At 42.3% G+C, this 13,732-nt stretch carries 8 protein-coding genes and 2 pseudogenes; 7 read left to right on the forward strand and 3 right to left on the reverse strand.

The genetic code is table 11. The features are described 5' to 3' along the window. Nucleotides 1–29 precede the first annotated feature (29 nt). The 3 genes and pseudogenes from RT143_RS11195 to RT143_RS11205 form a co-directional block, all read right to left on the reverse strand. Nucleotides 30–1,748: an AMP-binding protein gene (locus RT143_RS11195; protein ID WP_050325956.1), complete on the reverse strand. Its 1,719-nt coding sequence runs from the start codon at nucleotides 1,746–1,748 to the stop codon at nucleotides 30–32. A gap of 267 nt (nucleotides 1,749–2,015) precedes the next feature. Then, nucleotides 2,016–2,105, reverse strand: a pseudogene (locus tag RT143_RS11200) (IS5/IS1182 family transposase); the annotation flags it as partial. A 177-nt stretch (nucleotides 2,106–2,282) separates the two neighbouring features. Further along, a pseudogene (locus RT143_RS11205) lies at nucleotides 2,283–3,509 on the reverse strand (IS3 family transposase). 99 nt (nucleotides 3,510–3,608) lie between these two features. On the opposite strand from RT143_RS11205, the gene RT143_RS11210 reads away from it, so the two are divergent. The 7 genes from RT143_RS11210 to RT143_RS11235 all read left to right on the forward strand — a co-directional run bounded on the left by RT143_RS11210 (nucleotide 3,609) and on the right by RT143_RS11235 (nucleotide 13,287). Beyond that, nucleotides 3,609–4,838: a TerD family protein gene (locus RT143_RS11210; protein WP_007117301.1), complete on the forward strand. Its 1,230-nt coding sequence runs from the start codon at nucleotides 3,609–3,611 to the stop codon at nucleotides 4,836–4,838. A 395-nt stretch (nucleotides 4,839–5,233) separates the two neighbouring features. Next, nucleotides 5,234–5,314, forward strand: coding sequence for a K(+)-transporting ATPase subunit F (kdpF, locus tag RT143_RS12330; protein WP_072092986.1), 81 nt, complete (start codon nucleotides 5,234–5,236; stop codon nucleotides 5,312–5,314). Then, a complete protein-coding gene (gene kdpA / locus RT143_RS11215) occupies nucleotides 5,314–7,023 on the forward strand; it encodes a potassium-transporting ATPase subunit KdpA (RefSeq protein ID WP_050325953.1) in 1,710 nt (569 codons plus the stop codon). The genes kdpF and kdpA overlap by 1 nt, the downstream gene beginning before the upstream one ends. A 115-nt stretch (nucleotides 7,024–7,138) precedes the next feature. Continuing rightward, on the forward strand, nucleotides 7,139–9,187 hold the full coding sequence (gene kdpB / locus RT143_RS11220; protein WP_219300750.1) for a potassium-transporting ATPase subunit KdpB: 2,049 nt from the start codon (nucleotides 7,139–7,141) through the stop codon (nucleotides 9,185–9,187). Between the two features lie 16 nt (nucleotides 9,188–9,203). Further along, on the forward strand, nucleotides 9,204–9,824 hold the full coding sequence (kdpC, locus tag RT143_RS11225) for a potassium-transporting ATPase subunit KdpC (RefSeq protein ID WP_313093110.1): 621 nt from the start codon (nucleotides 9,204–9,206) through the stop codon (nucleotides 9,822–9,824). Nucleotides 9,825–9,847: 23 nt separating this feature from the next. After that, the gene (locus RT143_RS11230; protein ID WP_313093111.1) at nucleotides 9,848–12,598 is read left to right on the forward strand and encodes a DUF4118 domain-containing protein; all 2,751 of its coding nucleotides are present in this window, start codon (nucleotides 9,848–9,850) and stop codon (nucleotides 12,596–12,598) included. 11 nt (nucleotides 12,599–12,609) lie between these two features. Continuing rightward, nucleotides 12,610–13,287, forward strand: coding sequence for a response regulator (locus RT143_RS11235; RefSeq protein WP_060995274.1), 678 nt, complete (start codon nucleotides 12,610–12,612; stop codon nucleotides 13,285–13,287). Nucleotides 13,288–13,732: the final 445 nt, after the last annotated feature.

The raw sequence follows: 13,732 nt of genomic DNA on the forward strand, positions 1-13,732 counted from the left end.
AGTTGACCCCTATACCGCTACCTACTATTTTATTCCTTCTTCTCTAACGCTCTTAACTCCTTACGTAGCACTTTGCCCACCGCAGATTTGGGCAAACTGTCAACAAACTCGACTTTTCGTGGGCGTTTGTAGCCTGTTAGATTCTCTTTGGCATAATTAAGTAGGGCTTGTTCGGTTAATTGGCTATTTTTACGAACTGCAAACACTTTAGGTACTTCGCCACTAGAATCACTCGGCACCCCAATAACGCCGCATTCAAGAATATCAGGGTGTTGCATGATGACTTCTTCGATTTCATTAGGATAGACATTAAAACCTGAAACCAATATCATCTCTTTTTTACGGTCGACGAGCTTAATAAAGCCTTTGTCATCCATAACCCCAATATCACCTGTTTTAAAATAGCCTGTCTTACTAAAAGCTGTGAGCGTTTCAGTAGGTGCATTGTGGTAGCCTTTCATGACTTGAGGGCCTTTAACGGCAATTTCACCGCGTTCACCCAGTGCCACAGGTCTCTCATCATCATCGAGCAATACCACATCCGTTGAGGAAGCAGGGATCCCAATTTTGCCCGTAAAATGTTCAATACGAATGGGGTTAAACGCCACCACAGGGGAACATTCTGACAAGCCATAGCCTTCAACAATGATAGTGTCCGTGATTCTGTGCCATTCTTCAGCGACATTACTATTGACTGACATACCGCCAGCAATCGTAACCTTTAATTTAGCAAAGTCAGCTTCCCTAAATTTCGGGTGATGTACCAGGGCATTAAATAACGTGTTAATCCCAATAAAAAAGGTCAGTGAATAGCGATTAATATATTTTACCATGGCGTCTAAATCGCGTGGATTGGCAATTAACAATTGCGTGTAACCCATTCTAAAAACGTATAAGCAGCATATGGTAAAGGCAAACACATGATATAAAGGCAAAGCGGTTAATATCACATGTTCTCGTTCGCGCTCTTCTTGGGTAAAACTCGTGTCGACTAAGGCATCAATTTGTAAAATATTAGCAATTAAGTTCCCGTGAGTCAGCATAGCACCTTTGGCTACCCCTGTGGTACCGCCTGTATATTGCAGCAATGCGGTATCTTCTAAGGTCAGATCAGGACGCTGATACAAGGCAGGGTTGGATTTAAGCACGTCGCTAAACCAAGAAAATTGCTTAATCTGCCAATCAGGTACCATTTTTTTGATATATTTTGCTCCAAAATTAACCAGCGTGCCTTTAACTTTACCTAGCATATCGCCCACGCGACACATAATCACATACTCGACCAAGGTAGGCGATATGGCTTGATAGGTATGGGCAAAATTTTCTAAGATAAAAATGGCTTTGGCGTCCGCATCTTGAAGTTGATGCTCAAGTTCGCGACTAGTATAAAGCGGATTGACATTGACTAATATCAGCCCTGCACGCAATACAGCGATTGCAACAATTGCATATTGAATCACGTTCGGCAGCATGATCGCGACCTTATCCCCTTTGACTAATCCTAACTCTTGCAAATAAGCAGCTACGGTTCGACTGGTCAAATCCAGTTCGCGGTAAGTAAAAGCTCGACCCATACTGAGACTTGCGATGCGATTAGGATGATTCTGCATCGTTTTTTCAAGGATATCGATGAGAGAGGTATCCTTGTTAGGCATGTGGATATTGGGCGAAATACCGTAGCACTGATAAGTGGCGAACCAGGGTTTATTAAAGTTGTTTTCAAAAGAGTTATCATGGGCTGAAGTCATATGAAACCTATTATCTTTGATAGTGTTATATAAATTAAATAACTATTTTATCAGTCCATACTTTATTAAAATAGGTTAAACCTAGCATTTGTGTGCACGATCGTTCACTTAAAATTACTTTACCAATGCCAAAAAATATGGCTCACCAACAAAAGTTTTCTACTGTGGATGTTGCTAAATTAATTCGATCTGAGATATTAATTAGCTGTATTGAACATTTGAGATACAAAAAGTGTAATGATGAAGTGAACTGTACTGATAACCTGTTCACAATCTTTTCAATAATAATGCAATGAAAGCCAAATGTACAAACTGCAAGCTGGTATTTAAATAGCGCTCACCGTTTTTCCAAAGTTGTAGTGGTCAAGTTTAATTAGACAGCCTTTAAAAGATTTTGATTAAAAAACTGTTTTTCTTTCTCGACTGGTGTTAAGTAAATATTGAAGCTATGTGGTCTAACTTGGCTGTAATAACCTAGAATATAACTGGTGTAGTGGTCAAGTAAACTGTACTGGGTGAATAGCCACCAAAATTCTAGACACACATAACCATCTGTTGATGGTTTTTCTCATACTCTAACGGAGAACGTTGACCAATGGAACCGTGTCTGCGTTTAGAATTATAAAACATCTCAATATACTCAAAAATATCTGATTTAGCTTCCTCTCTTGAAAGATATATTTTCTTTTTGATTCTCTCACGCTTTAGCAACTGAAAGAAGCTTTCAGCAACCGCATTATCATGGCAATTGCCTCGTCTGCTCATACTGCTTTCAAGATTATGATGCTTAAGAAACGTCTGCCATTCATGACTAGTATATTGACTGCCTTGGTCAGAATGAATCAGCACTTTATTCTTAGGGTTTCTTCTAAGCAAAGCCATCAATAATGCATCTAGTATAAGGTCTGTTGCAATCCTTGACTTCATAGACCAGCCAACCACAAGACGTGAAAACAGGTCAATTACCACTGCTAAATATAGCCATCCTTCATGTGTACGGATATAAGTAATATCTGTGACCCATGATTGATTTGGCTCAATTGGATTAAATTGTCGGGCTAATGTGTTTGCGGCAATAACAGATGGTGTACCTGCATAGGACCGAGGTTTACGATAGCCACGCTGAGATTTGAGACCATTTGTTTTCATCAGTCGATGTACACGATTGATACCACAACCTTCACCGATATCTTTCAAATCATAGTGAATCTTGCGATAGCCATAGACGCCACCAGATTCTAGCCAAAATTGTTTAATTAATCTCGATAGGTGTTGTCGCTTTCTGGCAGTTCTACTGATAGGTTGCTTTAACCATGCGTAATAGCCACTGTGATGAACATCTAAAGTAGAACATAGGCGACGAATAGACCATATGTGTTGGTTGTCCTGAATAAAGGCGTACTTCATTTGGACTGACTTGCGAAGTACACCGCGGCCCACTCGAGCATAGCTCTCGCCTTGCGTCGGGGCGAAGCAGTGCTTCGCTTATCCCTCCTTATTTAATATGTCTCGTTCCAGCTTAAGCTGTGCGACTTCTTTTTTAAGTCGCTGGATTTCTTGTTGTTCGGGTGTGATAGCTCTACCTGTGATGAGTGGTTTGCCTGATTGTTCTGCACGGTATCGTTGTAGCCATTTTTCTAAGGTTGATTTGCCAACATTGTATTGTCCTGCAACATCGGGCACTTTTTGCCCTTGTTCTTCAATTAATTTAATGAGTTCAAGTTTAGATTCTGCTGAGTATTGATTTCTAACTTTTGTCATGAGATTATTCCTCTACTGAAGGTATTATAATCTCTTATTAGCTGTCTTGGTTTACTATGCCACTACAAAATACAACAATTAAAAAAACAAGGACTAATTATGCAGCTGATTCGCGGTCAAAAATTAAAGGTCAATGATATATTGCCGAATGCCTCATCATTTTCTTTACAAGTAGATATAACAAGTTCGCTTGTGATTGATGTCTCAATATTTGGTCTAGATCATGCAAATCGATTAAGCGATGAAGCTTATATGATTTTCTACAATCAGCCCATTAGTCCTTGTAACTCTATCAAATTGACAAAAAACAGTGACAAACACTCAGTGTTTGAGGTTAATTTATCTGCCTTAGACACTAAGATTGAGCATCTGATGGTGACATTAGCGATCGACGGACCTGGTATGATGTCGCAAATTGGCAATAGCCAGATAAGCATCTTAAACTTACAGGGGCAGGTAGTAGCCAGTTTTGCATTTGATGGCAATATGTTTGAACAGCAGCGCGCTATTATGCTATTGGAATGCTATAAAAAGGACGGTATTTGGCGCTTCAATGCAGTTGGTCAAGGATTTAATGGTGGCTTACCAAGTCTGATTGAGTATTATGGCGGTGAAGTTGCAGAATCGAGCCAAGCGCCTGCATTAGATGCTTCTAAAGCTCAGACACAGAATGTCGCAACACCAACCAAAGTTTCGTTAACAAAGGTTACACTTGATAAGCCTAATATCCCACATAGAGTGAATCTAACAAAGCAGCAGTCATCATTTATTGTCGAAGCAATTTGGGTGGATAATGGTGATAGCTGTAGTGATAACGATGACTTAGATTTAAGGGTAGGCATTTTGATTGAAGGTGAGAAAAAAATGCATTATATACATGCACCAAAGCAAATGGGCGCTTTGGAAAAATTTCCTTTTATCAGACACTTGGGTGATGTTACTGGCGCTAGCACTAGCGAGCCTGGTGTTGAAAGAGTCGAAATTAATAGTGACATTGCAAAATTAATAGGTGGTCGGGTTGGAATCGTATTCTCTGTATACTCTGCCATTAGCAATGGTGCGGTATCAATTGCTTCGCTACAGCCGAAAATGCGTATGCAGTATGGCGACCAAATTGTAGAGTGTGTCTTTAATCCTAGTGTCTCTGCCAAAGCTAAGAGTAGCTATGTTTACACGTATGTCATTGGTACTGCAGTGATCGATCAACAAGGCATTGTCATTGAGCATTCGGGACAAACTTCAAAGTTGCATAGTGAAGATACACCACGACTCCATTGGCAGCAAGGAAAGCTATCTACTACCATTGATGGTGAGCCAATGTTTAAGTGACCAATTTTTGGATTAAACAATGTACTAGAAATCAACATTGAATTCTTTAGCGTACAACTAGAAATCAACATTGAATTCTTTAGCGTACAACTAGAAATCAACATTGAATTCTTTAGCGTACAATATGGTTCGAATTCTGTGCTGACCCCAAATATCAGAATGCAAAAGACCGCATTAAAAGGTCGGTCTTTTATTTTCAATAATAACAAGTGTTGAGTTGACTTAAAATTTACAAGGTAAAGCTTATTAAATTGTAAAGACTAATCTGCAAACTAAAAACCCTATCTTTACACTTTCTTTATATCTGCACTTTAACAATTAACGGCAAATTTACAAGCTTCTTGGTAATAATAAGCATTGACAAATTTTATGCTTAATTTATCAAGGAGTTGGCTATGCAAGCGTTAGCAGGGTTGATGGCACTCGGGTTATTTATCTATCTGGTGTACGTCCTTATCAAAACGGAGGAGTTTTAATGACTTCCTCTGCCTTCATTCAAGTCCTTTTATACCTTGGGGTATTATTTATGCTTGCCTATCCGTTAGCAGGATTTATGGTGAAGCGGATGCAAGCCCCTTTATCTGCCAATGAACAACGCTGGTTTTCCCTTTTTGGGATGTTAGGCGTGGACAATCACGGCAAACTCAGTGGTGAGATGAACTGGAAACAGTACGCCATAGCAATTTTGCTATTTAATATCATTGGTTTAGTGGCATTATTCGGGTTGCAATTGCTACAAGGCATTTTACCGCTCAATCCAGAAAAATTTTCCGCACCCACTTGGCATTCAGCGTTTAACACTGCTGTCAGCTTTATGACCAATACCAACTGGCAAAGCTATGGTGGTGAATCTACCATGAGCTACCTGACCCAAATGCTAGGTATGTCATTGCAAAACTTTTTATCAGGAGCAACCGGGATTGCGGTGGCGTTCGCGTTAATACGTGGGTTAACCCGTAAAAACGCCCAAGGTATTGGCAATGCGTGGGTCGATTTGTGGCGAAGCAATCTGTATATTTTGTTGCCCATTGCCATCGTTATTACGTTGTTATTAGTAAGCCAAGGGGTGATTCAAACCTTATCATCAACTGTCAGTGTCAGCACATTACAAGGGGCAGTCCAAAATATTGCCCTAGGACCTGTTGCCTCGCAAGAAGCGATTAAAATGTTAGGCACGAATGGTGGCGGTTTTTTTAATGCCAACTCAGCACATCCGTTTGAAAATCCTACTGCACTTTCTAACTTTATTGAGATGCTCGCCATTTTCTTAATTCCAACAGCGTTATGTTTCTGCTTAGGAAAAATCAGTGGCAATCTGCGTCAAGGTATTGTGATTTTGTCGGCGATGACGCTGTTGTTTTTAGGCATGTATTGGCTCACTGTCAGCAGTGAATTGGCAGGCAACCCTTGGTTGGCTAACCAAGTGAGTGGTCTGGTGTCGCCTGATATGAGCGGCAATATGGAAGGTAAAGAAACCCGTTTTGGCATCGTCGCGTCTTCCCTGTTTGCGACTATTACCACGGCGGCGTCGTGTGGTGCCGTCAATGCCATGCATGACTCATTTACCCCCATGGGCGGTCTGGCTCCCATGCTCCAAATGCAGCTAGGTGAAGTGGTATTTGGCGGTGTCGGTGCCGGTCTCTATGGCATGTTGTTGTTCGCAATCTTGGCGGTGTTTGTGTCAGGACTGATGATTGGTCGTACCCCTGAATATTTGGGCAAAAAAATCGAACCGTATGAGATGAAAATGGTGGTATTAGGACTGCTTGCTGCACCGTTGACAGTACTCATCGGTACAGCGATTAGTGTGATGACGGAGACAGGTCAAGCCGGGGTATTTAACCCATCTGCTCATGGCTTTAGTGAGATTTTATATGCGTTTAGTTCGGCGGCAAACAACAATGGTTCTGCCTTTGCAGGACTGGGTGCCAATACTCCTTTTTATAATGTGATGTTGGGGATTGCCATGCTGGTAGGTCGGTTTGGGGTTATTTTACCCGTACTGGCATTGGCAGGTTCACTGGCGAAAAAACCACGATTACCTGTCAATAACGGTACGCTACCAACCACTACACCACTATTTGTTGGGCTACTTATCGGCACGGTGTTATTGGTTGGGGCTTTGACTTTTATCCCAGCGTTAGCACTCGGCCCAATTATTGAGCAAATCTGGATGCACCAGTAGCCGTCGCACACTCAAATTAAAGGAATTTATCATGACACAAACTATTAGTCCTAATCAGCCCATAAATACAAACCATCAGCCGAATGAACCTCATCATAAAAAAACACCACAAAGCATGTTTGCCCCTGAATTGGTCAAACCTGCGTTAAAAGAAACGTTTGCTAAACTAAACCCTAAAGTACAGTGGCGTAATCCGGTGATGTTTGTGGTGTATGTGGGCAGTATTTTAACCACGTTACTAACGATTCAAGCCTTAATTTTCCCCGAACATCGCTCAGAGTTTGGCTTTGATTTGAGCGTAACCCTTTGGCTATGGTTTACGATTTTGTTTGCCAATTTTGCCGAAGCCTTGGCAGAAGGACGTAGCAAAGCGCAAGCCGCTAGCCTTAAACAGGCTCGTCAAGACGTCAAAGCCCGTAAACTCCTTAATATCGAAGACCGTACTGCCACCATGACCGTGCTTGCCACAGAATTGGATAAGGACGATATCGTATTGGTGGAAGCCGGTGAAGTGATTCCTGCCGATGGTGAGGTGATTGAAGGCTTAGCCTCGGTGGATGAGTCAGCGATTACGGGAGAGTCAGCCCCTGTGATTCGCGAAAGCGGTGGCGACTTTAATGCGGTGACGGGTGGGACTCGGGTATTGTCAGACTGGCTCATCATTCGTATTACCCAAGCGGCTGGACAAGGCTTTTTAGACCGTATGATTTCACTCGTCGAAGGGGCAAAACGCAGTAAAACGCCCAATGAGATTGCGTTAACCATTTTATTGGTGGCGTTAACGTTTATCTTTTTAATGGTGTGCGTCACGTTACTGCCTTTTTCACAATTTGCCGTCAAAGCGTCAGGTCAAGGTATTCCAACGTCGCTGGTGATTTTGGTGGCATTGCTGGTTTGTTTAATCCCGACCACGATTGGCGGTTTGTTATCAGCCATTGGCGTCGCTGGGATGAGCCGTATGATGCAAGCCAATGTGATTGCCACCTCAGGGCGTGCGGTCGAAGCCGCAGGCGATGTCGATGTGTTAATGCTCGATAAAACAGGCACCATTACTTACGGGAATCGCCAAGCGTCGCAGTTTGTGGCAGCACAAGGTATTACTGCCAGTGAATTGGCAGAAACAGCGATGCTTGCTTCAATGGCCGATGAAACCCCAGAAGGACGCAGTATTGTTAAACTGGCGGAACAGCAGTTTAATTTGACTGATGCTAATTTTAAAACTCGGCCTTACGAAGCGATTGAATTTACTGCCCAAACTCGTATGAGTGGTACCGATATTGGCGGCCGACAGATTCGTAAAGGTGCTTTTGATGCCATTGCTCGCTGGGTTGAACAGGCAGGTGGCATCATTTCAAACAACGTCAAACACCAAGTCGAAGAAGTCGCTCGCCGTGGTAGTACGCCACTCGTCATTGCCGATGGTAAAAAAGTACTGGGTGTGGTTGAGCTAAAAGACATTGTAAAAACAGGCATTAAAGAGCGATTTGCTGAACTGCGTAGCATGGGCATTAGTACTGTGATGATTACTGGAGACAATCCCTTAACCGCCGCTGCGATTGCCGCAGAAGCAGGCGTTGATGATTTTATGGCAGAAGCCACCCCAGAGCAAAAACTGGCTCGTATTCGTAGTTACCAAGAGCAAGGTAAACTGGTTGCCATGACTGGTGACGGTACTAATGATGCCCCTGCCTTGGCACAAGCCGATGTGGCTGTTGCCATGAACAGTGGTACCCAAGCGGCAAAAGAAGCGGCGAATATGGTGGACTTAGATTCCAACCCCACCAAACTTATTGAAGTGGTGCAAACAGGCAAACAGATGCTAATGACCCGTGGTGCTTTAACGACTTTTAGCCTTGCCAACGACGTGGCAAAATATTTTGCCATTATTCCTGCTGCCTTTGCCAGCACTTACCCTGCGTTAAAAGTTTTAGATATCATGCATTTAGGTAGCCCAACCAGTGCCATTTTATCTGCCGTCATCTTTAATGCGTTAATCATCATTGCGTTGATTCCACTGGCGTTAAAAGGCGTGAAATACCGTGCTGCCAAAGCAGCGACGTTGCTACGCACCAACCTGTTAATTTACGGCTTAGGTGGATTAATACTGCCATTTATTGGGATTAAAGTGATTGATGTGATTTTAAACACCTTGCATTTGGCATAGCCTGAGGGAAAATACGATGAATACGACAATCTATACCGATAATAACAACCAATCTGCCATTCAATTTGCCATGCTAAAACCGGCATTGCTGTTGTTTATCATCTTAAGCATGATTCTAGGGGTGCTGTATCCGCTGGGGATGACCGCTGTCTCGCAACTGATGATGCCAACGCAAGCCAATGGTAGTCTATATAAAGATAGCCAAGGTAAAACGATTGGCTCACGCCTAATTGGGCAAAACTTTGATGACCCTAAATATCTGTGGGGACGCCCGTCAGCGGCGAAATACGATGCTAAAGCTTCAACGGGCAGTAACTTAGGTCCTCTAAACCCTGAGCTGGCGAAAAATGTGCAAGCCGCCGTTAGCAAATTAAAATCAAGCGACCCCACCAATACCGCCCCAATACCGCTTGATTTGGTGACTACCTCTGCCAGTGGTCTTGACCCCCATATCTCACCTGCAGCTGCTGAATGGCAAGTGGGTCGTATTGCCAAACAACGAGGCATTAGCGTAGATACGGTTAAAAAAGCCATTCGTGATAATACCCAAGCCCCACTATTTGGCGTTTTAGGTGAGCCGGTTGTCAATGTCTTGGCAGTCAACGTGGCTTTAGATAAACTGGCTAAGTCACAATAATAAAGTAAGCGTAAGAGTAAGGCATGACTGATAACCGCCCCAACCCTGATGAGCTGCTCAATCAAATTGAGGCAGAGACGTTGACCACGACCCGAGGCAAGCTCAAGATTTTCTTTGGCTCATCAGCAGGTGTGGGTAAAACTTACGATATGCTGATGGCAGCACGACAAGCCCAAGCTCAGGGCTTTAACGTACTTGTCGGCATTGTGGAAACGCATGGACGTAGCGAAACCGCTGCTTTGCTCGAAGACTTAACGATTTTACCACTCAAGCAAATTGACTATCGAGGACAAACCCTTAAAGAATTTGATATCGATGCCGCTTTAGCGATTCACCCAGATATTCTGTTGGTTGATGAACTGGCCCATAGCAATGTGCCGACTTCCCGTCATCCTAAGCGATGGCAAGATGTGGAAGAGCTAATCAATGCAGGCATCAATGTTTATACTACTTTAAATGTACAGCATTTAGAAAGTGTTAATGATGTGGTCAATCAAATCACCGGCATAGCGGTGCGAGAGACACTACCGGATTGGTTTTTTGATGCTGCCAATGAAGTGGTGTTGGTCGATTTGCCTGCCGATGAACTATTAACACGGTTAGAGGAAGGCAAGGTATATTTGCCCAATCAAGCCAAAAATGCAGTAAAAAACTTTTTTCGCAAAGGCAATCTGATAGCCTTGCGTGAATTGGCACTGCGTCGTACTGCTGACCGTGTTGATACCGATATGCGCAATTATCGTAAACAGGCACGGATTTCACCAATATGGAACACCACAGACCAACTATTAGTCGGCTTAAGTAGTACTGGTAATAATGAACGCCTGATTCGCCATGCTGCTAGACTTGCGGGTAGCTTGCATACCAAATGGTATGTGACCCATGTGGAAACCCCATCTAACCTTTCCAAAAATAAGCAAAAAATCTTAGATGCCCTACGTTTGGCGGAAGACATGGGGGCAACGACCCAGATTATTACCGCCAATAGTGTTGCTGAAGGACTGACGAGCTATGCCCATCAGTTTAATATTGGACGCATTGTTATTGGACAACAACGACCCAAATTGGGGTGTTGGCGAAATTCTTTGATCGAGCAAATCGGTAAACAAGACACCAAGCTTGACTTAATCATAGTTAATCAAGTGGCTGACACCACCCCGAATACATCAGCTTCTCTTATTAGCAAAACGCCGAATTATCAAGAGTTATGGGCAAACCATAACGTAAGGGGCTATCTGGTCGCAACCGTGGGTTGTACGTTGGTCACTGCCTCACTTGCTAAACTCACCCAATGGCTGGATTTAGCTAATGTTTTAATGCTGTACTTACTGATAATCGTGTTTGTTTCGGTACGTTTCGGTCGTTTTCCTGGGATTTTTGCGGTTATCGTTAGCGTATTAAGCTTTGATTTTTTCTTTGTTGAGCCAAAATTTTCTTTTTCTGTAAGCGATGTACAATATCTATTGACCTTTGGGGTGTTGATTGTCGTCTCCTTATTAATTAATAACTTAGCGGTTGGGTTACGGTTTCAAGCCCAATCCGCTCGTCGTCGTGAGCTCCAAGCCAAATCGATAAGTGAATTAAGCCAAGGCTTAAGTGCGGCACGTAAAACTGAACAGATTGCTGACCATGCGACGCTGTGGTTATTACAACATTTAGCCAGTTATGCATTAGTTGTCACGCCCAACAATCAAGGTCGGTTAAACTTGGTGAGTGATACCGCCGTACCGTCAGAATTTGATTGGGCAGTGACGCAGTGGGTATATGACCATAATCAGCTTGCAGGATTTGGCACCAACACGCTTACGGCGAACAAAATGCAATACCGTCCACTGGCAGCTTCAGGGCAAGTATTAGGGGTAATTGCCGTCTTGCCCAAAGATACCAGTTATTTTAATCAGCCTGAACAACAGCGTTTTTTAGATGTGGCAGTTGCCCAAATTGCCTTGGCATTGGAGCGAATTTATTTGGCAAAAGTTGCTCAAGAAGCGGTGATTCAAGTAAAATCAGAGCAGCTGCGAGGAACGCTGTTATCGGCATTGTCCCATGATATTCGCACACCGCTTGCGGTATTATCCACGCTCGCTGAAAGTTTATTGCAACTAACACAAACTGAGCAAGAACAGCATCAACTAGCATTAGATATCCAACAGCAAAGTAGGGCCATTGGACGTTTGGTGGTCAATATTTTAGATTATGCGTCACTGCAATCAGGCGGTATAAGCGTTAATAAACAATGGATTAGCCTTGAAGAATTGATTGGTGGAATATTAACTCAATTAGAGTTTGCTCTTGGCACTCGAGATATCATTGTGGATATTCCAGACGCCCTACAATTTATCTATACCGATGAATTATTATTGGCAAGAATTCTTAATAATTTACTCACCAATGCCATTAATTACTCACCGTTAGGGTCACCCATTCATATTCAAGCACTATCAGACAGCCAAAATCATTTTAAAATTAATGTTATTGATGCCGGTGATGGTGTACCCATTGAGATGCAAGCTAAGATTTTTGAACGCTTTACTCGTGGTAATCAAGAAAGCACAGTAACCGGTTTAGGGCTGGGTTTAGCCTTAAGTCGTGAACTGGTAAAAAGTTTGGGGGGCACGCTGAGCGTCACCAATGTGGTACCGCATGGGGCATGTTTTACCATAGAACTACCTCAACCTAGCCAAATCGAACAACGACAGTTTGCTAGCCAATTACATAATCAATCGCATATTTCGATTAATTCACCCTCAGATTATGAGAATTTACCGACCTAGATAACGAACCTATGAAAACGATTTTAATCATTGAAGATGAGCCCCATATTGCCCGTTTTATTAAAAAAGTATTAGAAGACGAAGCATGGGTCGTTTATACCGCAGAAACTGGGCAACGAGGCCTTATCGAAGCGGCAACACGTCGCCCTGATTTAATTATTCTTGATTTAGGCTTGCCAGACAGTGATGGACTTGAGATTATCAATGATATCCGTACTTGGTCAAAACTGCCCATTATCGTCTTATCCGCACGTAGTAATGAGCAAGATAAGATACAAGCGCTTAATTACGGAGCGGATGATTATCTAACAAAGCCCTTTAGTATGGGGGAGTTGTTAGCGCGGGTGAATGCGTTGCTGCGTCGTTACCAGAATAACCAAGACAATGATGCTATCGTTCAAATGGGTGATATTTGTATTGATACTAGTCAACGTGAGGTGAGTAAAAATGGTGAGGTTGTGCATTTAACGCCCATTGAATATCGCTTACTCTCAGTACTGATTCGCAATTCTCAGCGTGTGCTCACCCATGAGCAAATCCTTGATGAAGTGTGGGGTAAAGGGCACCAAGACCAAGGGCATTATGTGCGAATTTTTATGTCAAATTTGCGACAAAAGCTTGAAGACAATCCTTCACGACCTAAGCATTTCTTAACAGAGGTTGGCGTTGGCTATCGGCTTAAAATGTAAATTTAACAATTGAGATTGCAAGAATTTTTGTGTAAGCCTTAGCATATTGCGTGATAAGGATCAGCATAGAATTCGGGTCAAATATAATATTGAATACATTTGTTTGATATTTAATTGACGGGATTACTACGTAAGTTTATAAGGAGGTTAGCACAGAAAACCGAAAAATAATACTTTAAGGGATTTTTTGCAACATTTTTAATTAAATCTCATCTGTCTAAAAAACGAACACTTTTTAGAATATTGATAATTGTTTACTTTATCATAAAATTACAATATGTATGTTGTTTGACGACTTATTAAAAAGCTATTCCAATAAGCACCCATGAATTAGTACTTAGGAATTTCTAATATGAAAAAACCGCTGACATATAATTAGCGGTTCTATTCTTCAACAATAACAAGAGATATTATTGATGATTCACACTATAAACACTATCGCTTA

This window comes from Moraxella sp. CTOTU48268, from assembly GCF_032069585.1.
GTDB lineage: Bacteria > Pseudomonadota > Gammaproteobacteria > Pseudomonadales > Moraxellaceae > Faucicola > Faucicola cinerea.